18 protein-coding genes are annotated in these 22,210 nt (G+C 72.3%); 12 read left to right on the top strand and 6 right to left on the bottom strand.

Going from position 1 to position 22,210, the window contains the following annotated elements:
* Positions 1 to 178: 178 nt before the first annotated feature.
* The 3 genes from HZZ00_RS14235 to HZZ00_RS14225 are packed head-to-tail and all read right to left on the bottom strand — an operon-like array spanning position 179 to position 2,425.
* Positions 179 to 1,039 (bottom strand): ABC transporter permease, encoded by an 861-nt coding sequence (locus tag HZZ00_RS14235; RefSeq protein WP_074991080.1) that lies wholly within the window; start codon positions 1,037 to 1,039, stop codon positions 179 to 181.
* Positions 999 to 1,874: an ABC transporter ATP-binding protein gene (locus tag HZZ00_RS14230; RefSeq protein ID WP_180332533.1), complete on the bottom strand. Its 876-nt coding sequence runs from the start codon at positions 1,872 to 1,874 to the stop codon at positions 999 to 1,001. The genes HZZ00_RS14235 and HZZ00_RS14230 overlap by 41 nt, the downstream gene beginning before the upstream one ends.
* Positions 1,871 to 2,425 carry a MarR family winged helix-turn-helix transcriptional regulator gene (locus HZZ00_RS14225; protein WP_180332532.1) on the bottom strand — a complete coding sequence of 185 codons (555 nt, stop codon included), beginning with the start codon at positions 2,423 to 2,425 and terminating at the stop codon, positions 1,871 to 1,873. Before HZZ00_RS14225 ends, HZZ00_RS14230 begins: the two co-directional genes overlap by 4 nt.
* 280 nt (positions 2,426 to 2,705) lie before the next feature.
* Here HZZ00_RS14225 and HZZ00_RS14220 point away from each other — a divergent pair, with 280 nt between their 5' ends.
* Positions 2,706 to 3,503, top strand: a complete 798-nt coding sequence (locus tag HZZ00_RS14220; RefSeq protein WP_180332531.1) for an RNA polymerase sigma factor SigF — start codon at positions 2,706 to 2,708, stop codon at positions 3,501 to 3,503.
* A 371-nt stretch (positions 3,504 to 3,874) separates the two neighbouring features.
* On the top strand, positions 3,875 to 4,705 hold the full coding sequence (locus HZZ00_RS14215) for a VOC family protein (protein WP_180332530.1): 831 nt from the start codon (positions 3,875 to 3,877) through the stop codon (positions 4,703 to 4,705).
* 33 nt (positions 4,706 to 4,738) lie between these two features.
* On the opposite strand, the gene glgX is transcribed toward HZZ00_RS14215, so the two are convergent.
* Both glgX and HZZ00_RS14205 read right to left on the bottom strand, forming a co-directional pair.
* On the bottom strand, positions 4,739 to 6,886 hold the full coding sequence (gene glgX / locus HZZ00_RS14210; protein WP_180332529.1) for a glycogen debranching protein GlgX: 2,148 nt from the start codon (positions 6,884 to 6,886) through the stop codon (positions 4,739 to 4,741).
* A complete protein-coding gene (locus HZZ00_RS14205; protein WP_180332528.1) occupies positions 6,883 to 7,395 on the bottom strand; it encodes a pep a2 in 513 nt (170 codons plus the stop codon). The genes glgX and HZZ00_RS14205 overlap by 4 nt, the downstream gene beginning before the upstream one ends.
* A gap of 303 nt (positions 7,396 to 7,698) precedes the next feature.
* Between HZZ00_RS14205 and HZZ00_RS14200 the strand changes: the two genes are divergently transcribed.
* The 6 genes from HZZ00_RS14200 (at position 7,699) to HZZ00_RS14175 (ending at position 16,600) form a co-directional block, all read left to right on the top strand.
* Positions 7,699 to 7,998: a DUF5133 domain-containing protein gene (locus HZZ00_RS14200; RefSeq protein WP_070028405.1), complete on the top strand. Its 300-nt coding sequence runs from the start codon at positions 7,699 to 7,701 to the stop codon at positions 7,996 to 7,998.
* A 108-nt stretch (positions 7,999 to 8,106) separates the two neighbouring features.
* Positions 8,107 to 10,098 (top strand): alpha-1,4-glucan--maltose-1-phosphate maltosyltransferase, encoded by a 1,992-nt coding sequence (locus HZZ00_RS14195; RefSeq protein ID WP_180332527.1) that lies wholly within the window; start codon positions 8,107 to 8,109, stop codon positions 10,096 to 10,098.
* On the top strand, positions 10,095 to 11,813 hold the full coding sequence (gene treS, locus HZZ00_RS14190; RefSeq protein WP_180332526.1) for a maltose alpha-D-glucosyltransferase: 1,719 nt from the start codon (positions 10,095 to 10,097) through the stop codon (positions 11,811 to 11,813). The genes HZZ00_RS14195 and treS overlap by 4 nt, the downstream gene beginning before the upstream one ends.
* A gap of 31 nt (positions 11,814 to 11,844) precedes the next feature.
* A complete protein-coding gene (locus HZZ00_RS14185) occupies positions 11,845 to 13,209 on the top strand; it encodes a maltokinase (RefSeq protein WP_180332525.1) in 1,365 nt (454 codons plus the stop codon).
* 4 nt (positions 13,210 to 13,213) lie between these two features.
* A complete protein-coding gene (gene glgB / locus HZZ00_RS14180) occupies positions 13,214 to 15,418 on the top strand; it encodes a 1,4-alpha-glucan branching enzyme (RefSeq protein WP_180332524.1) in 2,205 nt (734 codons plus the stop codon).
* A gap of 93 nt (positions 15,419 to 15,511) precedes the next feature.
* Positions 15,512 to 16,600 (top strand): glutamate--cysteine ligase, encoded by a 1,089-nt coding sequence (locus HZZ00_RS14175; protein ID WP_180332523.1) that lies wholly within the window; start codon positions 15,512 to 15,514, stop codon positions 16,598 to 16,600.
* A gap of 417 nt (positions 16,601 to 17,017) precedes the next feature.
* Here the strand turns inward: HZZ00_RS14175 and HZZ00_RS14170 are convergent, their stop codons facing one another.
* Complete coding sequence (locus tag HZZ00_RS14170) at positions 17,018 to 17,251, bottom strand: DUF6480 family protein (protein ID WP_070026691.1); 234 nt, start codon at positions 17,249 to 17,251, stop codon at positions 17,018 to 17,020.
* Positions 17,252 to 17,563: 312 nt separating this feature from the next.
* On the opposite strand from HZZ00_RS14170, the gene HZZ00_RS14165 reads away from it, so the two are divergent.
* The 4 genes from HZZ00_RS14165 (at position 17,564) to HZZ00_RS14150 (ending at position 22,194) form a co-directional block, all read left to right on the top strand.
* Positions 17,564 to 17,995 carry an ATP-binding protein gene (locus HZZ00_RS14165; RefSeq protein WP_180332522.1) on the top strand — a complete coding sequence of 144 codons (432 nt, stop codon included), beginning with the start codon at positions 17,564 to 17,566 and terminating at the stop codon, positions 17,993 to 17,995.
* 184 nt (positions 17,996 to 18,179) lie between these two features.
* Positions 18,180 to 19,556, top strand: coding sequence for an NAD(P)/FAD-dependent oxidoreductase (locus tag HZZ00_RS14160; protein ID WP_180332521.1), 1,377 nt, complete (start codon positions 18,180 to 18,182; stop codon positions 19,554 to 19,556).
* A gap of 94 nt (positions 19,557 to 19,650) precedes the next feature.
* Positions 19,651 to 19,863, top strand: a complete 213-nt coding sequence (locus HZZ00_RS14155) for a DUF4287 domain-containing protein (protein WP_180332520.1) — start codon at positions 19,651 to 19,653, stop codon at positions 19,861 to 19,863.
* A gap of 108 nt (positions 19,864 to 19,971) precedes the next feature.
* The gene (locus HZZ00_RS14150; protein ID WP_180333501.1) at positions 19,972 to 22,194 is read left to right on the top strand and encodes an FUSC family protein; all 2,223 of its coding nucleotides are present in this window, start codon (positions 19,972 to 19,974) and stop codon (positions 22,192 to 22,194) included.
* The last annotated feature ends 16 nt before the right edge of the window (positions 22,195 to 22,210 follow it).

Below are 22,210 nucleotides of genomic sequence, written 5' to 3'. Positions count from 1 at the left end.
CCCTCTCGACCCCGGAGTGTCTATCTGTGGGCTCAGCGCACTGTCAAATGAGCGGAATGCGCCCGGCCCAGGGGGTTCGCCCCCTTTGATCGTCGATCAAGCGCTGCCCAGGAGGAATCCCTCCGGGCGGCCCCGGGCGCGGTCCCGGCGCGTGCCGCACATCACGTTCGGCGCGAGATCACCGAGCGAGCCGGCCGAGCAGTGAGGAGGCCGCCGTGATGCCGAGGGCCGCGGCGACCACCAGCACCCCGAAGTCGGCGCCGAGGTGCGCGGGCGTGCCGAGCAGCAGCCCGCGCAGCGCGTCGACCTGATAGCTCAGCGGGTTGACCTTGCTGACGGCCTGCAGCCAGCCCGGCATCACCGAGACCGGATACAGGGCGTTGGAGCCGAAGAACAGCGGCATGGTGATCGCCTGCCCGAAGCCCATCAGCCGGTCGCGGCTGAGCACGATGCCCGCGATGGTCATCGAGAGGCAGGAGAAGAACACCGAAGCCAGCACCACGGCCACGGCGACGCCGAGCAGTCTCAGCGGGTTCCAGGTCAGGGCGACGCCGAGCAGGGCGGCGATGACGATCACGACGATCGCCTGCACCAGCGACTTCACGCCGGCGGCGAACGCCTTGCCGGTGATCAGCGCCGAGCGCGGGGTCGGGGTGACGAGGAGCTTGTTGAGGATGCCCGCGTCCCGTTCCCAGATGATCTGGATGCCGTAGAAGATCGCGATGAACATGGCGGACTGGGCGATGATGCCGGGCGCCATGTAGTCGATGTACGGGATGCCGCCGGTGGGTATCGCCCGGATGCGGGTGAAGGTCTGGCCGAAGATCAGCAGCCACAGGGCGGGCTGCACCGCGCGGGTGTACAGCTCGGTGCGGTCGTGGCGCAGCTTCTGGAGCTCCACCGCGCACATGGCGACGACCCGGGCGGGCAGCAGTCGCCACCCGGCGCGCGGCACCGGGGGCGTGAGCAGCAGCGCGGCGTCCTTCCCGGCGGTGCGGTCAGCCGACGCGGCGCGCGGTGCGGCGGGTGCTTCGGACATCGCGGAAACCTCCTCCGGTGTTGTCGTCGAGGCCGCTGCCGGCGATGTCCCGGAAGACGTCCTCCAGCGTGGGCAGGGTCTCGGTGCCCCGGCGTTCGGCGAGACCCCGGCGCAGTTCGACCGGGGTGCCGAGGGCCCGGACGCGGCCGCGGTGCATCAGGCCCACCCGGTCGCAGTACTGGTCGGCCTCGTCCATGTAGTGGGTGGTGACGAGGACGGTCATGCCGGTCGCCTCGCGCACCGCGTTGATGTGCTCCCACACGCCGGTGCGGGCGATCGGGTCGAGGCCGATGGTCGGCTCGTCGAGGATCAGCAGCCGGGGCGCGCTGACCAGGGCCTGGGCGAGTTCCAGGCGGCGGACCATGCCGCCGGAGTAGGTACCGGCGAGCCGGTCGGCGGCGTCGGCGAGGTCGACGGCGGCGAGGGCCTGGCCGACGCGTGCGGCGCGCTCCCGGCGCGGCACGTCGAACACGCGAGCGAACAGGGCGACGTTCTCACGCCCGGTGAGCCCGCTGTCGGCGGACAGCTGCTGGGGGACGTAGCCGAGCAGGCGTCGCACCCCCATGCGCTCCTTGGCGGCGTCGTGCCCGAAGACGCGCACCATGCCGGCGGGGACCGGCAGCAGGGTGGTGATATAGCGGATGGCGGTGGTCTTGCCCGCGCCGTTCGGCCCGAGCAGCCCGAACACCTCGCCCTGGCGGACGGCCAGGTCGAGCCCGTCGACGGCCTTGGTGTCGCCGAAGGCGTGGCTGAGGCCGGTGCAGCTGACGGCCTCCACCGGGGCGCCGGCCGTCTCCGCCGGGGTGGCGGGCGGGTCCGCCGGATCGGTCGTCATGATGGCGTCTCCTCCGTCCAGGGTGCCTCCGGGGCCGCCGTCGCCCCGGTCGGCGCGCTCACGGGCTCCTCGATGTCCTCGCGCAGCCGGCCGGCCAGCCTGCGCAGGGCGGGCAGGGCCGCGTGCAGGGCGTCCCGGTCGGCCTCGTCCAGCCGGGACAGCTGCCGCCCGACCAGGTCGGCGCGGCGGCGGTGCCAGTCCGCCAGGCGCTTCTCGGCGGCCCCGGTCAGCCGCAGCCGCGCGGCCCGCCGGTCGGCCGGGTCGGTCTCCCGGATCAGGTACGCGTCCCGTACGAGCTGGTTGACCAGCGTCGAGACGGAGTTGCTCGCCAGGTGCAGCTCCTTGGCCGCCTCCGAGACGCCGATCCCCGGCCGGGACTCCACCAGCCGCAGCAGTTCCACCTCGGCGCCGCGCAGCCGCGGCCCGGCCAGGCCGCCGCGCAGCCGGCGCCGGATCAGCCGCTGGATGCCGACCAGCGCGTCGGTCAGCTCGGCCTCGAAGGTCCCGGGCGGCGCCTGGCCGCCGGAGCCCTGTATCGCTTCGTCGCCCATGGCTGGAGATTACCTCTGTTACAGAGGTAATACCCGTCGGGCGCGTCCAAGAGAAGGTCAAGAGGACGAGCCGAGGTACCGACCAAATGGATTTGCCCGATATAGGTCGAATTGTTTGGTGATGTCCGAGCGTGGGAAAATGCACGTATGTGCTTCGGACAGGAGGCACTTCCGTGGGAGCAGACCGCGCCGCGGCCTGACGCCCCAGTCTCCCTTCCATGACCAAGCGCGCCTCCCACGGTGTCTGTCCAGCCAGCACCGGCCGAGAGAGGTGCGCGCCATGCGTGTCACTGCCAGCACCAAGTCCCGCCCGCACCCGCACGACGACGCGCCCGACACGGGCGAGTCCTTCGAGCGGCTCGCGAAGCTGTCCGACGGCCCCGAGCGTCGAGCACTGCGGGACGAACTCGTCGGGCTCTGGCTGCCCATGGCCGAGCGGATCGCCGTGCGGTTCCGGGGCCGCGGGGAGTCCCTGGAGGATCTCTACCAGGTGGCCGCGCTGGGGCTGGTGAAGGCCGTCGACCACTACGACCCCGCGCGCGGGCGCGCCTTCGAGGCGTACGCGGTGCCCACCATCACCGGTGAGATCAAGCGGCACTTCCGGGACCACATGTGGACCCTGCACGTGCCGCGCCGGGTCCAGGACCTGCGCAACCGGGTCCGCTCCGCCGTGAAGGAGCTGTCCCAGTCCACCCCTGGCCGGCCGCCGACCGTGGCCGAGATCGCCGCGCACACCGAGCTGGACGAGGACGAGGTGCGCACCGGGATGGAGGCGCTCGAGTGCTTCTCCGCGCTGTCGCTGGACGCGGAGGTGGCGGGCACGGACGGGTACGCCCTCGGGGACTCGCTGGGCGGCCCCGACCCCGGATACGACCTCGTCGTGGACCGGGCGGCCGTCAAGCCGTTCCTCGCGGCACTGCCCGAGCGCGAGCGCACCATTCTCTACCTGCGGTTCTTCCGCGGGATGACGCAGAGCCGGATCGCCCAGCAGCTCGGCATCTCGCAGATGCACGTGTCCCGGCTGCTCAGCGGCTGCTTCGACCGGCTGCGCGAGGAACTGCTGACGGAGGTCCGCTGAGACGGGCTCAGGCCGTGCCCGGACGGCCGGGCACGGCTGCCGGGTCCGTGCCGCCGCCGGGTGTGCGCGTGGGGACCGTGCCGGTCGAGGGCGTCCTCCAGCGCCGCGGCGATCTCGGGCGGCATCTCGGCCACCACCATCCCGATCGCCTGGTCGGCGACGTCGTGCGAGGACACCGTCTGCCGCGGCTGCTCGGTCTCGGCCCGCATCGCGGCGATCCTGTCCGCCTCGCTGTCTGCCGTCTCTCCATCCCGCGCAGCCGCCTGCCCCCGTGCCGACGGGGGTACTCGACAGGCGTTCCACCCGCTTCCGGTTGGACACTGGAGCCAGACCGGTGTCCGGCCGGTCCACGAAAGCAGGACGCGACTGCCATGAACCAAGACACCCCTGTCAGCGGCGGCACGAACGGCGCGGGGCACGGGCCGCGCCGCGGGGACGTCGTCTCCACCCAGTCCGTCTTCGGCGCACCGTGCTGGGTGAGCCTGACCAGCCGCGATCTGCAGGCCACCCAGGACTTCTACTCGGCCGTGCTCGGCTGGCGCTGGCGTGGAGCCAAGCTCGGCGAGCACTTCCGGATCGCGCTGGCGGACGGGGTGCCGGTGGCCGGGATCGCCGCCGTCGCCGCGATGTGGCAGATGGCGGTGGCGTGGACGCCGTACTTCGCGGTGCCGGACGCCGACGTCGCCGCGGCCCGGGCGCGGGAGCGGGGCGGTACGGCGGCCGTGGGCCCGCTGTCCTTCCCGCCGGGCCGGGCCGCGCTGCTCGCCGACCGGGACGGGGCGACCTTCGGGATCTGGCAGGGCGAGCTGGTCTCCAACTGGGAGGCGTGGCGGCGCGCGGCCCCCACCTTCATCCGGCTGCACACCCGCGACGCCTTCGACTCCGCGATCTTCTACGGCGAGATCCTCGACTGGGCCTCCGGGAAGCCGGGGTGCTGCGAGGTCGAGTACGACGGCGACGAGGTCGTCCTGCGCAGCCAGGGCGACGCCGTGGCGCGCATCGACTCCGGCGCGGTGGAAGCCGCCCCGGACCCCACCGTTCGACCGCACTGGCAGATCCACTTCGCCGTCGCCGATGTCACTGGGTGCGCGCGGGCCGCGGAGAAACACGGCGGGAGCGTCCTCAAGGAGGACGAGACGGAGGCGATCCTGCGGGACGCGGACGGCGCCCAGTTCACGGTGACCTCCCGGCGCCCGCACTGACCCGGCCCGGCCCGGCCGGACCGGTCCGGTCCGTCACGTGCCCTTCGTGCGCGACGGACGGGTCAGCAGCACCAGGCTCCGGGCCTCCACCCGCAGCCGCGTCCCCGCCTTGCGCTCCCGTTCGTCCGGGACGCCCTCCGGGTCGGCCGTGTCGACGAGGGTCGTCCAGCGTTCCGCGAACGTGTGGTCGGGCAGGCGGAAGTCGACCGGCTCCCAGTAACCGTTGAGCAGCAGCAGGAAGGAGTCGTCGGTCAGCCTGCGTCCGTACTCGTCCCGTTCGGCGATCGCGTCGCCGTTGAGGAAGACCCCGACGGAGTGCGCGTCCGCGCGCTGCCAGTCCCGCCCGGTCATCTCGCGCGCGTCGGGCCGCAGCCACATCAGGTCGGGCAGCGGCTGCGCGGCGTTCGTCGCGGTCTCGCCCCGGAAGAAGCGGCGCCGGCGCAGCACCGGGTGCGCGGCGCGCAGCGCGATCAACCGCCGGGTGAAGTCGACGAGGCCGCGCTGCTCGCCGGTGAGCTTCCAGTCGATCCAGGAGATCTCGTTGTCCTGGCAGTAGGCGTTGTTGTTGCCCCGCTGGCTGCGTCCGAGTTCGTCGCCGTGACAGAGCATGGGGATGCCCTGCGACAGCAGCAGCGTGGCGATGAGGTTGCGCTGCTGGCGGGCCCGCAGTTCGAGCACGGCGGGATCGTCGGTGTCGCCCTCCGCCCCGCAGTTCCAGGACCGGTTGTGGCTCTCGCCGTCCCGGTTGTCCTCGCCGTTGGCCTCGTTGTGCTTCTCGTTGTACGACACCAGGTCCCGCAGCGTGAACCCGTCGTGCGCGGTGACGAAGTTGACGCTCGCGCGGGGCCGGCGCCTGCTGTGCTGGTACAGGTCGGAGGAGCCGGTCAGCCGGGAGGCGAACTCGCCCAGCGAGCCGGGCTCGGCGCGCCAGAAGTCCCGTACGGCGTCCCGGTACTTGCCGTTCCACTCCGACCACAGCGGCGGGAAGTTGCCCACCTGGTAGCCGCCCTCGCCCACGTCCCAGGGTTCGGCGATCAGCTTGACGCGGCTGATCACCGGGTCCTGCTGGATCAGGTCGAAGAACGCGGACAGCCGGTCCACCTCGTGGAACTGCCGGGCCAGCGTGGCCGCGAGGTCGAACCGGAAGCCGTCGACGTGCATCTCGGTCACCCAGTACCGCAGCGAGTCCATGATCAGCTGGAGCACGTAGGGGTGCCGCATCAGCAGGCTGTTGCCGGTGCCCGTGGTGTCGTAGTAGTGCGCCCAGTCGCCGTCCACCAGACGGTAGTAGGAGGCGTTGTCGATGCCCCGGAAGGACAGCGTGGGGCCGCGTTCGTTGCCCTCGGCCGTGTGGTTGTAGACCACGTCGAGGATGACCTCCAGGCCGGCCGCGTGCAGCGCCTTCACCATCGCCTTGAACTCGTTGACCTGCTGGCCCCGGCTGCCGAAGGCGGCGTACGCGTTGTGCGGGGCGAAGAAGCCGATGGTGTTGTAGCCCCAGTAGTTGGACAGCCCGCGGTCCTGGAGCACCCCGTCGTGGACGAACTGGTGCACCGGCATCAGCTCGACCGCCGTCACCCCGAGCGAGGTCAGGTGCTCGATGACGGCGGGGTGGGCGAGCCCGGCGTAGGTGCCGCGCAGCCGGGCCGGGACCTCGGGGTGCACCCGGGTCAGCCCGCGCACATGGGCCTCGTAGATCACCGAGTCGGCGTACGGCGTGCGCGGCGGCCGGTCGTCGCCCCAGTCGAAGTACGGGTCGGTGACCACGCCCAGCATGGAGTGCCCGGCGCTGTCGGCGGGGGCCGGGCCGTCCGGTGAGCGCTCGTACAGGGAGGCGTGGTTGTCGATCTGGCCGGCCACGGCGCGGGCGTACGGGTCGAGCAGCAGCTTCGCCGGGTTGCAGCGGTGGCCGAGAGCGGGCTGCCAGGGGCCGTGCACCCGGTAGCCGTAGCGCGTGCCGGGCCCGACGCCGGGCAGATAGGCGTGCCAGACGAAGCCGTCGACCTCGTGCAGCCGTACGGGTGTCTCCCGGCCGTCGTCGTCCACGAGGATCAGGTCGACCCGCTCGGCCACCTCGCTGAACAGCGCGAAGTTGGTGCCCTGTCCGTCGAAGGCGGCACCCAACGGGTAGGGCTGCCCGCTCCACACGGGCAGCCCCTTCCGGGTGGTGCGGGGGCTCACCGGCGGCCCTCCGGGGTGGTGTCGCCGGCGGGCACGGGGGCGGCCAGGACGGCCACGCGGTGCCGGCGCGGCTCGGTCAGGCCCGTGCTCAGGAAGGGCTCGGGCGGCAGCGGCACCAGCGGGACGCGCTCGCCGGCGCGGGCCCGCTGCGAGAACCAGATGATCTTGCTGCCGCTGTCGGGGGCGCAGCAGCCCCAGCCGTCGCTCATGGCGGCGATGTCCGCGAGGGCGGCCCGCAGGTCCTGGTCCGGGCGCAGGTCCGGATCGTCGTCACCGAAGGCGGTGATGAGGTGCTGCCCGTTCCACCACATCTCGATGGAGGTGTGCTTGTCCGTCGCGTGCTGGTCGATCGCGTGCAGCAGCAGTTCCGCGCCGCGGCAGACGGGGTCCACGAGATTGTCGAGGTCCCAGTAGCGGAGGTGGGCGGCCAGGATGCGGCTGACCTGTCCCACCCGTTCCGGGCTGACTTCCACGTCGAGGTGGTAGTAGCAGGGCACTGCGGTCTTCATCGTCGCTTGCTCCTCACCGGCGCGGCTCTCGCTCCCCTCGCCCTGTCCGGGAGGGATCCCGGACACACAGCGTGAGCGTTGATCGCTTCTGAGTCACCTCCACGGTGAGGGCACTACGCCATTCGTGCAACACGAGCACCCGCCACCCGAGTTGATTGAAGCTCCAACAAGACGCTGCGTCGCCACCCGTGCACCATGAGTGAAAGCCTCGATCGCCGTAACGGTGCCGCGCCCACCCCCGCGCGGTCGCCACCCGACCGTCGGGAACGCGCCCAGTCGAGAGCGTGGAAGGTGAAGAGGGCCATGCTGCTACCCGCCAAGGCCGAAGTGGCCCGGCAGTTGCGGCGTTACCGGGCGTGGGAGCGCGTGATGCTCGCCTCGCCGTACGACCGCAGGGTCCGGGCCACGTTCGAGGACTCGGGGTACACCCTGTGCGTGCTGATGGGCAAACGCTGCGCCCGCGAGGCCGCGGACGCGGCGGAGCGCTATCTGCGCACGAGTCTGGTCACCTACCTGCGCGAGCAGGACGGACGGCCGAAGGCGCGCCGTTCGGCACGAAGGACGCCGACATCGGAGCGGCGTTCCACGGCGCCGAGCTCCTGAGCTGGCACCGTACAAGGCGTTCCCCCGGGGACCGGCTGGGGCCGGCCCCGCTCTCGGATCGCGGAGCCGGGCCGGCGCCCGGCTCCGCGCACGGCGGAGGTGAGATACATGCGCAGGACCCCGGCCATCGGCCGTGTACCGGTACGCGACGTCCGGCCGGCCGTGGAGTGCGGCAGGCGCCCGGCGAAGGCGGTGACCGGGGAGACGTTCCAGGTGACCGCCACCGTGTTCCGCGAGGGGCACGAGGCTGTCGGCGCCAACGTGGTCCTGCGCGATCCGAGGGGCCGGCGCGGCCCCTGGACCCCGATGCGCGAACTGTCGCCGGGCAGCGACGTGTGGGGCGCCGAGGTCACCCCGGACGTGACGGGCCGCTGGACCTTCCGGGTGGAGGCCTGGAGCCATCCGCTGGCGACCTGGCGGCACACCGCCTCGGTCAAGGTGCCGGCCGGGATCGACACCGGGTTGGTCCTGGAGGAGGGCGCGGAGCTGTACGAGCGCGCCGCGGCCGGAGTCCCGAAGGGCCCCGAGCGGGACCTGGTGGCCGCCGCCGCCCGCGCCCTCGGCGACGACTCCCGCTCGGTCCACGACCGTCTCAAGGCCGCGCTCCGTCCGGAGGTCCAGGACGTGCTCGCGCGGTATCCGCTGCGGGAGTTGGTGACCGCGTCGGACCCGATGCCGCTGCTGGTCGAGCGCGAGCGGGCGCTCTTCGGCTCCTGGTACGAGTTCTTCCCCCGCAGCGAGGGCACCGACCAGTGCCCGCACGGCACCTTCCGCACCGCCGCGCGGCGGCTGAAGCCGATCGCGGACATGGGCTTCGACGTCGTCTACCTGCCCCCGATCCACCCGATCGGCCACACCTTCCGCAAAGGCCGCAACAACAGCCTCACCGCCACCCCCGACGACGTCGGCGTGCCCTGGGCCATCGGCTCCCCCGAGGGCGGACACGACACCGTCCACCCCCGGCTCGGCACCATCGAGGACTTCGACCACTTCGTCGCCCGGGCCCGCGCGCTGGGCCTGGAGATCGCCCTCGACTTCGCCCTCCAGTGCTCCCCCGACCACCCCTGGGTGCACAAGCACCCCGAGTGGTTCCACCACCGGCCCGACGGCACCATCGCCCACGCCGAGAACCCGCCGAAGAAGTACCAGGACATCTACCCCATCGCCTTCGACGCCGACATGGACGGCCTGGTCGCCGAGACCGTGCGCGTGCTGCGGCACTGGATGGACCACGGGGTGCGGATCTTCCGCGTCGACAACCCCCACACCAAACCGGTCGTCTTCTGGGAACGCGTCATCGCCGAGATCAACGGCCGCGACCCCGACGTCATCTTCCTGGCCGAGGCCTTCACCCGCCCCGCCATGATGCACACCCTGGCCCAGATCGGCTTCCAGCAGTCCTACACCTACTTCACCTGGCGCACCACCAAACAGGAACTCACCGAGTACTTCACGGAGCTGACGGGCGAGGCGGCCGCCTACATGCGGCCCAACCTCTTCCCCAGCACCCCCGACATCCTGCACGCCTACCTCCAGCACGGCGGCCGCCCCGCCTTCGAGGTCCGCGCCGTCCTCGCCGCCACCCTCTCCCCCAGCTGGGGCATCTACAGCGGCTACGAACTGTGCGAGAACACCCCCCTGCGCGAAGGCTCCGAGGAATACCTCGACTCCGAGAAGTACCAGCTCACCCCACGCGACTGGGACACCGCCGCACGCGAGGGCCGCACCATCGCCCCGCTGATCACCCGCCTCAACCACATCCGGCGCCGCCATCCCGCGCTACAGCGCCTGCGGAATCTCCGCTTCCATCGGACCGACAACGACGCCGTGCTCGCCTACAGCAAGAGCACGGGCACGGACACGGTTCTCGTGGTCGTCAATCTCGACCCGCATCACACCCAGGAGGCCACGGTCTCGTTGGACATGCCGCAACTCGGCCTGGACTGGCACGCCGACCTGTCCGTACACGACGAACTGACGGGCGAGACGTACCACTGGGGCAGCACCAACTACGTGCGCCTGACACCCGGCCGGGTGCCCGCGCACGTGCTCCACGTCCGGCGATCGACGCCCGAGAACGGAGGGCCCGCAGCGTCATGACCGTCAACGAACCCGTACCGGACACCTTCGAGGACACCCCTGCCCGGGACCGCGACCCGCAGTGGTTCAAGCGCGCCGTCTTCTACGAGGTGCTCGTCCGCTCCTTCCACGACAGCAACGGCGACGGTGTCGGCGACCTCAAGGGCCTGACCGCCAAGCTCGACTACCTCCAGTGGCTCGGCGTGGACTGCCTGTGGCTGCCGCCGTTCTTCAAGTCCCCGCTCAGGGACGGCGGTTACGACGTCGCCGACTACACCGCCGTGCTGCCGGAGTTCGGCGACCTCGCCGACTTCGTGGAGTTCGTGGACGCCGCCCACCAGCGCGGCATGCGCGTGATCATCGACTTCGTCATGAACCACACCAGCGACCAGCACCCGTGGTTCCAGGAGTCGCGCAAGGACCCCGGCGGGCCCTACGGGGACTACTACGTGTGGGCCGACGACGACAAGCGGTACGAGGACGCGCGGATCATCTTCGTGGACACCGAGGCGTCCAACTGGACGTACGACCCCGTGCGCGGCCAGTACTACTTCCACCGCTTCTTCTCCCACCAGCCCGACCTGAACTACGAGAACCCGGCGGTGCAGGAGGAGATCCTGGCCGCCCTGCGCTTCTGGCTGGACCTGGGCATCGACGGCTACCGGCTGGACGCGGTCCCCTACCTCTACGCGGAGGAGGGCACCAACTGCGAGAACCTCCCCGCGACCCACCAGTTCCTCAAGCGGGTCCGGCGGGAGATCGACGCGATGTACCCGGACACCGTACTGCTGGCGGAGGCCAACCAGTGGCCGGAGGACGTCGTCGACTACTTCGGCGACTACGAGCGCGGCGGCGACGAGTGCCACATGGCCTTCCACTTCCCCGTGATGCCGCGGATCTTCATGGCCGTACGGCGCGAGTCCCGCCACCCCGTCTCGGAAATCCTCGCCAAGACGCCCGCGATCCCGTCGAACTGCCAGTGGGGCATCTTCCTGCGCAACCACGACGAGCTGACCCTGGAGATGGTCACCGACGAGGAACGCGACTACATGTGGGCCGAGTACGCCAAGGACCCCCGCATGCGCGCCAACATCGGCATCCGGCGCCGGCTCGCCCCGCTGCTCGACAACGACCGCAACCAGATCGAGCTGTTCACCGCCCTGCTGCTGTCCCTGCCCGGCTCGCCGATCCTCTACTACGGCGACGAGATCGGCATGGGCGACAACATCTGGCTCGGCGACCGCGACGCCGTGCGCACCCCCATGCAGTGGACCCCCGACCGCAACGCCGGCTTCTCGACGTGCGACCCGGGCCGGCTGTCCCTGCCCACGATCATGGACCCGGTCTACGGCTACCAGGTCACCAACGTGGAAGCCGCCATGTCCTCGCCGTCCTCACTGCTGCACTGGACCCGGCGCATGATCGAGATCCGCAAGCAGAACCCCGCCTTCGGCCTCGGCTCGTTCACCGAACTGACCTCCTCCAACCCGGCGGTGCTCGCCTTCCTGCGCGAGTACGAGGACGACCTGGTGCTGTGCGTGCACAACTTCTCCCGCTTCGCCCAGCCCACCGAGCTGGACCTGCGGGCCTACGACGGACGGCACCCGGTCGAGCTGATCGGCGGGGTGCGCTTCCCCGCCATCGGTGAACTGCCCTATCTGCTCACCCTGCAGGGCCACGGCTTCTACTGGTTCCGGCTCACCCGAGTCGCATCCCGCATCGGCCGCCGCCGCTGAGCGCGCGGCGCCGAGGAAAGGACGCGTCACCATGCCGAAGACCATCACCCTCCGGCCGAGAACCGCGGCCGGCGTCGACGGCCCCCTCGCCTCGCTCGGCGGTCTGCTGCGCCAGTGGCTGCCGCGGCAGCGCTGGTTCGCGGGCAAGGACCGGCCCGTGACCGATCTGTCGGTGCTGAGCGTGACCGAACTGTTCCCCGGGTGTCTGCATCTGCTGGTGCACGCCTCGCACGCGCCGGTGCCCGCGCCCGGCGGCACGGCCCCGCCCGGCGACTGCTACCAGTTGCTGCTCGGCCTGCGCGAGCGGCTCGCGCCACGCCTGGAGCGGGCGTTCATCGGGCGCGCCACCGCGGGTCCGCTGGCCGGGCTCGCGGTCTACGACGCGCTGTACGACCCGCGCTCGGCGAGCCTGCTCCTGGAGCGGCTGCGCCGGCCGGGCACCGCGGGCCCGCTGCGCTTCGAGGCCGACCCGGCCGCCCCGGTGCCCGGGGGTCTGCCACCGCGGCTGCTGGACGCCGAGCAGTCCAACACCTCGCTGGTGTACGGCGACGCGTACATCCTGAAGCTGTTCCGCCGCATCCAGCCGGGCGTCAATCCGGATCTGGAGGTGTCGGCGGCGCTGGCCGCACAGGGCTGCACCCGGGTGCCCGCGCCGGTGGCCTGGTTCGCCACGACCGCGCCGCGCCCGGCCACGCTGGGGGTGCTCCAGCCGTTCCTGCCGGACGCCGCCGACGGCTGGACGCTGGCGCTGGCCGCGCTCGCGGCGGGCGACGACTTCACCGCCGAGGCCCGGGCGCTGGGCCGGGCGATGGCCGAGGTGCACCTGGCGCTGGCCGAGGCGTTCCCGCCGGCCGGGCCCGGCGAGAACGGCCGTACCGCCGAGGAGATGCGCGCGCGCCTGGACGCGGCCGCCCACGCGGTGCCGGGGCTGAAACCGTTCGTGCCCGGACTGCGGGCCGCGTTCGGGGCGCTGGCCACCTGCGACACCGGGCCGCCCGCCCAGCGGATCCACGGCGATCTGCACCTCGGGCAGGTGCTGCGGGCCGGCCGTGACTGGTTCGTCATCGATTTCGAGGGCGAGCCGTCCCGGCCGCTGACCGAGCGGCGGGCCCCGCAGTCCCCGGTGCGGGACGTGGCGGGGATGCTGCGCTCCTTCGACTACGCGGCCCGGCAGCGCCGCCCCTGGCGACCCGAGTGGGCGCGCCGCTGCCGGGAGGCGTTCTGCGCGGGCTACGCGGCCCGCGCGGGCTGGGATCCACGCAAGAAGCACGCGCTGCTGCGCGCGCACGAGACGGACAGGGCGGTGTACGAGGTGCTGTACGAGGCGAGACACCGGCCGGACTGGCTGCCGGTACCGATGGCCGCGATCAAACGACTCGCGGTGTGGGGAGGCTGACGGCATGGCACTGCGCGACACCTCGCGTCCCGAGGCCGCGGGCCCGGTCGCGGCGGCGGCCGTCCTGGACCCCGCGGACCGGGACCGGCTGCTCGGCGGGGCGCACCACGACCCGCACGCCCTGCTGGGCGCCCATCCGGTGCCGGGCGGCACCCTGTTCCGGGCGCTGCGCCCCAACGCGCGGGCGGTGAGCGTCCTGGTCGACGGGATGCGCAACCCGCTCGTGCCGGAGGGCGGCGGGCTGTTCTCGGCCGTGCTGCCCTACCCGCGGATCCCCGCGTACACGCTGCTGGTGACGTACGACGAGGACGAGCGGGAGGTGCACGACCCGTACCGCTTCCTGCCCGCGCTGGGCGAGCTGGACCTGCATCTGATCCGCGAGGGGCGGCACGAGCAGCTGTGGCGGGCGCTCGGCGCCGAGCCGATGGTCCACCAGGGCGTGGCCGGCACCCGGTTCACCGTGTGGGCGCCCAATGCCCGGGGGGTGCGGGTGGCCGGGGACTTCACCTACTGGGACGGCACCCAGTACCCGATGCGCTCGCTGGGCGCGTCCGGGGTGTGGGAGCTGTTCCTGCCCGGGATCGGCGAGGGCGACCGGTACAAGTTCGAGATCACCTCCCGCCACGGCCACCGGTTCCTCAAGGCGGACCCGATGGCGCGGTGCACCGAGGTGCCGCCGGACACGGCGTCGGTGGTGACGGCCTCGCACCACGAGTGGGGGGACGCGCAGTGGATGGCGCACCGCGGCGACACCCCGGTGCACGAGGCGCCGTTCTCCGTGTACGAGGTGCATCTGCCGTCCTGGCGACCTGGTCTGACGTATCGCCAGTTGGCAGACGAACTGCCCGCCTACGTCAAGGAGATGGGCTTCACGCACGTGGAGCTGATGCCGGTCGCCGGGCATCCGTTCAGCGGCTCCTGGGGCTACCAGGTCACCTCGTACTACGCCCCCACGCCCCGGCTGGGCTCCCCGGACGACTTCCGGTACCTGGTGGACGCGCTGCACCGGGCGGGCATCGGCGTGATCGTGGACTGGGTGCCGGCGCACTTCCCCAAGGACGACTGGGCGCTGGCCCGGTTCGACGGCGATCCGCTGTACGAGCCCGGGAACGCCGCGCGCGCCGAGCACCCGGACTGGGGGACGTACGAGTTCGACTACGGCCGCACCGAGGTGCGCAACTTCCTCGTCGCCAACGCCGTGTACTGGTGCGAGGAGTTCCACGTCGACGGGCTGCGGGTGGACGCGGTCGCCTCCATGCTCTACCTGGACTACTCGCGGGACTCCGGGCAGTGGGAGCCGAACGTGTTCGGCGGCCGGGAGGACCTGGACGCGGTCGCGTTCCTCCAGGAGATGAACGCCACGGTGTACCGGCGCTGCCCGGGCGTGGTCACCATCGCCGAGGAGTCCACCGCCTGGGACGGGGTGACCCGGCCGACCGACAGCGGCGGGCTGGGCTTCGGGCTGAAGTGGAACATGGGCTGGATGCACGACTCGCTCCAGTACATCCAGAAGGAGCCCGTGCACCGCAAGTACCACCACCACGAGATGACGTTCTCGATGGTGTACGCGTACAGCGAGAACTACGTCCTGCCGATCTCGCACGACGAGGTGGTGCACGGCAAGCAGGCCCTGGTGTCGAAGATGCCGGGCGACTGGTGGCAGCGGCGCGCCAACCACCGCGCGTACCTGGGCTTCATGTGGGCCCACCCGGGCAAGCAGCTGCTCTTCATGGGCCAGGAGTTCGCCCAGGGCGCCGAGTGGTCCGAGGCGCAGGGGCCCGAGTGGTGGCTGCTGGACGACGACTACCACTCCGCGGGTGATCACCGGGGCGTGCAGGCGCTGGTCCGGGACCTGAACGCGCTGTACCGGGCGCGGCCGGCACTGTGGCAGCGGGACACCGACCCGGGAGGCTTCCGCTGGGTGCAGTGCGACGCGGCGGACGACAACGTCTTCGCGTTCCTGCGGTTCGCCGCGGACGGCTCCCCGCTGCTGGCGGTGTCGAACTTCTCCCCCGTGGTCCGCGACGACTACCGGCTGTGGGTCCCGGAGGAGGTCCCGGCCTGGCAGGAGGAGCTGAACACGGACGACGCCCGCTACGGGGGCGGCGGGGTCGCCGTCGGCCCGCCGGGGGCGCTGAAGCCGGCCGACGGTTCGCTCGCCCTCACGCTGCCGCCGCTGGCCACGGTGTTCCTGGCGCCCGTGCGCTGACGGCGCAGGTGTCGGCGGCCGTCACCGGGGCAGTCGGGGTCGTACAGACAGACCCCTGGCTGCCCCCGGTGACGGGGAGGAAGGCGGCACCGAGTGCGCACGGTCGGAGTGGAGGAGGAGCTCCTCCTGGTCGATCCGGACAGTGGCGACCCGAAGGCGCTGGCGGCTGCCGTGCTGGCACGGGCCGCGCACGACGATCCCGGGCAGGACGTGTTCGAACCGGAACTGTTCGGGCAGATGCTGGAGTTCGCCACCCATCCGCAGGCCGAGATGACGGACCTCGGCGAGGAGATCGTGCGCTGCCGGAAGGAGGCGGCCCGGCACGCCGGGCAGATCGGCTGCGCGGTCGCCGCGCTCGCCACCTCGCCGCTGCCGGTCAGCCCCTCGCTGACGGTCAACGAGCGGTATCTGTGGCTGGCCGACCGGTACGGCGTCGGCACCCGTGACCAACTGGTCTGCGGCTGCCATGTCCATGTGTCGGTGGAGTCCGACGAGGAGGGCGTGGCGGTCCTGGACCGGCTGCGGCCCTGGCTGCCGGCGCTCACCGCGATCAGCGGCAACTCCCCCTTCTGGCAAGGGCATGACACCAACTACCGCAGCTATCGCAGCCGGGTGTGGTCGCGCTGGCCGTCGGCCGGACCCACCGAACTGTTCGGTTCGCCCGAGCGGTATCACCGGCGGGTGGCGGACATGGTAGCCACCGGGGTCATCCTGGACGAGGCGATGGCGTACTTCGACGCACGGCTGTCGGCCAGCTATCCGACGGTGGAGCTGCGGGTCTCGGACGTGTGCCTGTACGCGGAGGACGCCCTGCTGGTCGCCACCCTCGCCCGGGGCCTGGTGGAGACGGCCGCCCGGGACTGGCGCGCGGGCCGCCCGGCCCCCGACCACAGTGTGAGCCTGCTGCGGCTGGCGTCCTGGCAGGCCGCCCGCTCGGGGCTCGACGGCGATCTGCTGGACCCCCACACCATGCGGCCCCGGCCCGCCGGACAGGTGCTGCGCTCGCTGCTCGACCACATCGGGGACGCCCTCGACGACAGCGGCGACGGCACCCGCGCCGAGAAGGGCGTCGAGGAACTGCTGCGACGCGGCGGCGGCGCCCGCGAGCAGCGCCGCCTGCTGGAGCACACGGGCAGCCTGCGCGACGTCGTCACGGAGTGCGTCCGGCACACGCAGGGCTGACCAGCCCCTCCGGCCGACAGAGCCCCGCGGGCCGCGCTGCCACACCTGAGCAGGTACAGCGCGGGACTGCGGGGCCGCGGCGGCCGGGGCCCGGCCAGATCGCTCGCCGACGACGCGACCCAGTGGCGGGACCCCGGCCCGCCGGTGCCCCGCCGACTGCGCCGCGCCCCGGCACGAGAAAGAGACGCCCGAGCACGGTCGACGCCCCCAGGACCCGCCGCGCAAGTCCGCCCGATCCGACCGTGGCAGCCGACGGCACGGCTCCGCCGCCCACTTGCCGTACCACCCGCACCCTCGCCGACGCGACCCGACGCGGGGAAAGACGTCACCGTGCACGCGCACGCGGCGTCGGCGGACGTGCCCGCCCGGCCCGCGGGCCCGGTTCGTGCCGGCCACGCGCGGTGCGGGGCGGGGTGGTCAGCGGATCAGGACGAGGGCGTAGACCAGGAAGAACGCGGCGATCAGCACGACGACGGCCAGGATCAGCGCCAGTGGCGCCTTGGCCCAGCCGCGCTGATTCGCGTGCGGCTCCCGGGTCGCGGCCTGGGGCATGCTGCTCTCGGCGGGCGGGGTCTCGCCGGGCGGCACCGAGCCGCCCGGCTCCAGGCCGGTGGTGCGCTCGGGTTCCGGGTCGGGGTTCACATGGCTCATGTCACTCATGTCTGCCGAGTCCCCACACGCGCCCGCCTCACCGGCCGATCACGCACGGAACCCCGCCGCGGCCGGGAGGCGGTGTGCCGCACCGGGGGCCTCAGGGTCTACCGTGTCCCGCGGAGACCGTCCGCGCCCGCACGGGTCGCATGCGCCGTCCGCGGAGCCGCACTGGCAGACGGCCGCACGGACGGATATCCGGCCCGGCTGTGGGAACCCGCACCGCAGCGAAAGATCAGCGACGACGACCGTCCTGGCCGCACGGGGCAGCACAGGGGCTCCGTACGGCCGAGGCCGGGGGAATGCGAGACCGTGACCGAGCCGCGTTGGGACGAGACCCCGCCTTCCGAGGAGACGTACGAGCGGACGTTCTCCTTCGCGGGCGAGCTGCGCAACGTCACCGAGGCGCGGCTCGCCGCGGAGGACTTCCTCGGCGCGCTGGCCCGCGCCGCGCCGCCGGGCGAGGACGAGTACTGGGACGACATCCTGCTGGTGGTCACCGAACTGGCCGCCAACGCGATCCAGTACGCGCCCGGCCCGTTCGACCTGCGGATGCGGCGCACCTTCGACGGCGTGCACGTGACGATGCGCGACAGCAGCACCACCCGCCCGGAGCCCCGGCCCTTCCATCCGCGCACGGGCGGCGGGGGCATCGGCTGGCATCTGGTGCACACGCTGTGCACCCAGGTCAGTGTGGTGGTGCACGACGAGGGCAAGGACATCCACGTCTTCCTGCCCTGGTGACGTGGCCGACGTGTAACCACGCGTCAGCCGGTTACTCCACCGCGTGCGGGGGCCCGCATTCGTCTGCCTGCCGCACCCGGCTGGCACAACGGCCCGGGGCGCGGTGGGATCGGAGTCGGTGCGCATCGATCCAGGGCATGCGAACGGCGACGAGTCGGACCGCCGCCTGGAGCCGCAGAAAGGGATGGACACCGTGACACGACCCAGGATCCTGGTGGTTGGCGCCGGCTTCGCCGGAGTCGAGTGCGTCCGCCGCCTGGAGCGGAAACTCGCCCCCGACGAGGCCGACGTCACCCTGGTGACGCCCGTCTCCTACCAGCTCTATCTGCCACTGCTGCCCCAGGTCGCCTCCGGTGTGCTCACACCGCAGTCGATCGCGCTCTCGCTGCGCCGCAGCAGGCGGTACCGCACCCGGATCCTGCCGGGCGGCGCGATCGGCGTGGACCTGAAGGCCAAGGTCTGCGTGATCCGGACCATCACCGACAAGATCGTGAACGAGCCGTACGACTACATCGTGCTCGCCCCCGGCAGCGTGACCCGCACCTTCGACATCCCGGGGCTGACCGAGCACGCCTTCGGCATGAAGACGCTCGCCGAGGCGGCCTACATCCGTGACCACGTCATCTCCCAGCTGGATCTGGCCGACGCCAGCGACGACCCCGCCGAGCGGGCCGCGCGGCTCCAGTTCGTGGTGGTCGGCGGCGGATACGCCGGCACCGAGACCGCGGCGTGTCTGCAACGGCTCACGCACGCCGCCGTACGGCGCTATCCGCGGCTCGACCCGGGCCTGATCAAGTGGCATCTGATCGACATCGCGCCCAAGCTGATGCCGGAGCTGGGCGAGAAGCTCGGCCGCAGCGCGCAGGAGATCCTGCGGCGCCGCGGCATCGACGTCTCCCTCGGGGTCTCGCTCGACAAGGCCGGGGCGGAGGAGGTCACCTTCACCGACGGCCGGGTGGTGCCCACGCGCACCCTGATCTGGACCGCCGGCGTGGTCGCCAGTCCGCTGATCGCCACGCTGGGCGCGGAGACGGTCCGCGGCCGGCTGCTCGTGGACCCCGAGCTGACCGTGCCGGGCCAGGACGGGGTGTTCGCGCTCGGCGACTCGGCCGCGGTGCCCGACCTCGCCAAGGGCCAGGAGGGGGCGATCTGTCCGCCGACCGCGCAGCACGCCTCGCGCCAGGGCAAGCGGGTCGCCGAGAACGTCATCGCGACGCTGCGCGGGGAGCCGCTGCACCCGTACGTCCACAAGGACCTCGGTCTGGTCGTGGACCTCGGCGGCAAGGACGCGGTGTCCAAGCCGCTCGGTGTCGAGCTGCGCGGGGTGCCCGCACAGGCGGTGGCCCGCGGCTACCACTGGTCGGCGCTGCGCACGGGCGTCGCCAAGGCCCGGGTGATGACCAACTGGCTGCTCAACGCGGCGGCCGGCGACGATTTCGTCCGCACCGGTTTCCAGGCCCGCAAGCCCGCCCGGCTGAAGGACTTCGAGTTCACCGACTCCTATCTGACGCCGGAACAGGTGCGGGCCCGGGCGGAGGGCGGCGCCATCGGCAGCCAGTGATGTGACACGGGTCACCGGGGGCCGCCGATCAGTTCGCCACCGGTCGGCGGTCTTCTCCGGTGACCGGAGAACGTCGCATCGAAGGAGCGCGCACATGACCGAGAAGCAGGCCGCGAAGGGCCCGGCGAGCTACTTCCCGTCCATCGAGAAGAAGTACGGCCGCCCGATCGGCGCGTGGCAGGAGCTGATCCGTTCCTCGCCGCTGACCAAGCACATGGAACTGGTGGCCTGGCTCAAGTCCGAGCACGGGCTGGGCCATGGGCACGCCAACGCTCTGGTGGCCGCGGCCCTGGCCGAAAGCAGCTGATCCAGTGGCTCGTGCGATGCTGGGGCGTAGATCGATTTCTGGCACGGGTTCACGGACACGGGAGAGCGCGGCGGCGTGAGGGCAGTGGGACGGTCGGGGCGGGTACGGATGTGGGACCGGCTCGCGGCGTGGGATCCCGGACTGCTCCGGCTCACGGCGGGGTTGCGCACGGTCGCCTCGATCGCCCTCACCCTCGCGGTGCTCGCCGCCCTGCGCGCCCCGGTGCCGCTGCTGGTCGCCGGGGCCATCGCGGCGATGGTGGCCACCTTCGCGATCCGGGAGAAGCAGCGCGGCCCGCAGGCCGTCACCCTCGCCATCGGGCTTCCGGTGGCGCTCGTCTCCGTCACCCTCGGCACACTGCTGAGCCGGTACGTGATCGCGGGCGACCTGTTCTTCGTGGTGCTCATCGCCTGCGCCGTCTACGGCCGCCGGTTCGGCGACCGCGGCACCGCGCTCGGCCTGATCGGGTTCCAGACCTATTTCCTCTCCCTGTTCGTGCACGCCACACCGGCCCTGCTGCCGCAGCTGTACGGCGTCGTCCTGACCGCGTTCGTGTGCGGTGCCCTGGTCCGGTTCGTGCTGCTGCCGCAGACCCCGGCAGGCACCCTGGAGCGGCTGCGGCAGGCCTTCCGGGCCCGCCTCGCCCAGCTGATCGACACCCAGATCGAGCTGCTGGACGCGGGACCCGAGGAGGTCGAGAAGGTCCTGGAGGAGCTGCGCACCGGCACCGCGCGGCTGCACGAGACGGCGCTGCTGATCCAGGGCCGGCTGGAGGACGGCACCTCCGAGAAGTCCGTGGCCCGGCTGCTGCAACGCCGCGTCGCGGACGCCGAGATCGCCTCCGAGCGGCTCGGGCTGCTGCTGCTCACCGCGCGCAGCGCCGAGCGCACCGACACCCTCACCCTGCACCTGCCGGGCGCCCCGCTGCCCTCCGGCGGAGAACTGCCGGTGCGCGACGAGGCGACGGCCGCGCTGCGCCGGGACCTCAGGGCGCTGCGGCTGCTGGCGCTGCGGCCGGCCCACGAGGCCGCCGGAACCGCCCTGGCGCACGTGCGCAACCGGCTGCTCGGCTACCGCGAGGAGGAGAACCTGCCGCAGGCCTCGCCCGCCGTGCAGGACGTCTTCCGCGGGCTCGGTGAGGCGGCCCGCGCCGCGCTGGGGCTGCGGATCGCCCTCGACGGGCCGCAGGACGAGTCCGACGACTCCCCCGCCACCGCCCGCTCCCGCGAGGAGCTGGACGCGGAGGACGCCGCGATCGAGGTCAGCGAGGAGACGGAGCCCGAGGCCGCCGAGCCGGGCGGGCTGCGCCGGCCCACCACCCGGGCCGCGGTGCAGATCGCCGTCGGCTCCTCGCTGGCCATCCTGGGCGGCGAACTGCTCTCCAGCCAGCGCTGGTACTGGGCGGTGCTGACCTGCTGGATCGTCTTCATCAACACCGCGTCCACCGGGGAGATCCTGGTCAAGGGCTACCGGCGGCTGGTGGGCACGGTGCTCGGCGTGGTGGCCGGCATCGGGCTCGCCGGGCTGGTCGGGCACCACACCTGGACCGCGTTCGCGCTGGTGCTGCTGTTCGTATTCGCAATGTTCTACACGGCGCCGCTGTCGTACACGCTGATGTCGTTCTTCGTGACCGCCGCGCTGGGGCTGCTGTACACGCTGCTGAACACCTACAGCGCGGCCGTCCTGGTGCTGCGGATCGAGGAGACGGCGCTGGGCGCGGCCTGCGGGGTGATCGCGGCGGCGGTGGTGCTGCCCATCCACACCAACCGCCGCACCAACGAGCTGCTCGTGGAGGTGCTGGACCGGCTGGCCGAGGTGACCCGGGCCGCCGTCGACCAGCTCAGCGGCGGGACCGGCGGCGATCTGGTGGAGCAGGCGCGGGAGCTGGACCAGGCGCTGGCCGACCTGCGCTCGGCCACCCAGCCGCTGACGCATCCGATCACTCCGATGCGCACCCGCCGCAACACCGCCCGCTACGTGGTGGCGCTGCTGGAGACCTGCGCCTACCACGGGCGTTCGCTCGCGGCGACGGCGGAGCTGCTGCCGACGCATCCGGCGATAGCCGCGGACCCCCGGCTGCGCGGGGCGGGCGCACGGATCGTGCGCAACATCGAGACGATCGCCGCGCACGTGGCGGACCCGCGGTCGGGGGGCGAGATCGAAACCGGCTCCAGCATCGCGTCGATGCTGGAGCCGGGAACCCTGCGCACCCCTCGCTACGGCCGGGTGACCGACCGGGTGCTGCGCCATCTCCAGCGGATGGACGAGGCGGTGTCCGGTCTCGCCCGCCCGCTGGGCCTGCGCTCGGAGGCGCCGTCCGCGAAGCGGTGACGCCTCCCCGCTGCCT

This window comes from Streptomyces sp. NEAU-sy36, from assembly GCF_013423905.1.
Taxonomy (GTDB): Bacteria; Actinomycetota; Actinomycetes; order Streptomycetales; family Streptomycetaceae; genus Streptomyces; species Streptomyces misionensis.
Note: the sequence above shows the minus strand (reverse complement) of the source record. Positions and strands in the feature narration are given on the sequence as shown.

Bases quoted from the DNA above. Each gene is read 5' to 3' on its own strand.
- HZZ00_RS14235 (WP_074991080.1), bottom strand. From the start codon at position 1,039: ATGTCCGAAGCACCCGCCGCACCGCGCGCCGCGTCGGCTGACCGCACC.
- HZZ00_RS14230 (WP_180332533.1), bottom strand. From the start codon at position 1,874: ATGACGACCGATCCGGCGGACCCGCCCGCCACCCCGGCGGAGACGGCC.
- HZZ00_RS14225 (WP_180332532.1), bottom strand. From the start codon at position 2,425: ATGGGCGACGAAGCGATACAGGGCTCCGGCGGCCAGGCGCCGCCCGGG.
- HZZ00_RS14220 (WP_180332531.1), top strand. From the start codon at position 2,706: ATGCGTGTCACTGCCAGCACCAAGTCCCGCCCGCACCCGCACGACGAC.
- HZZ00_RS14215 (WP_180332530.1), top strand. From the start codon at position 3,875: ATGAACCAAGACACCCCTGTCAGCGGCGGCACGAACGGCGCGGGGCAC.
- HZZ00_RS14205 (WP_180332528.1), bottom strand. From the start codon at position 7,395: ATGAAGACCGCAGTGCCCTGCTACTACCACCTCGACGTGGAAGTCAGC.
- HZZ00_RS14200 (WP_070028405.1), top strand. From the start codon at position 7,699: ATGCTGCTACCCGCCAAGGCCGAAGTGGCCCGGCAGTTGCGGCGTTAC.
- HZZ00_RS14195 (WP_180332527.1), top strand. From the start codon at position 8,107: ATGCGCAGGACCCCGGCCATCGGCCGTGTACCGGTACGCGACGTCCGG.
- treS (WP_180332526.1), top strand. From the start codon at position 10,095: ATGACCGTCAACGAACCCGTACCGGACACCTTCGAGGACACCCCTGCC.
- HZZ00_RS14185 (WP_180332525.1), top strand. From the start codon at position 11,845: ATGCCGAAGACCATCACCCTCCGGCCGAGAACCGCGGCCGGCGTCGAC.
- glgB (WP_180332524.1), top strand. From the start codon at position 13,214: ATGGCACTGCGCGACACCTCGCGTCCCGAGGCCGCGGGCCCGGTCGCG.
- HZZ00_RS14170 (WP_070026691.1), bottom strand. From the start codon at position 17,251: ATGAGCCATGTGAACCCCGACCCGGAACCCGAGCGCACCACCGGCCTG.
- HZZ00_RS14160 (WP_180332521.1), top strand. From the start codon at position 18,180: ATGGACACCGTGACACGACCCAGGATCCTGGTGGTTGGCGCCGGCTTC.
- HZZ00_RS14155 (WP_180332520.1), top strand. From the start codon at position 19,651: ATGACCGAGAAGCAGGCCGCGAAGGGCCCGGCGAGCTACTTCCCGTCC.
- HZZ00_RS14150 (WP_180333501.1), top strand. From the start codon at position 19,972: ATGTGGGACCGGCTCGCGGCGTGGGATCCCGGACTGCTCCGGCTCACG.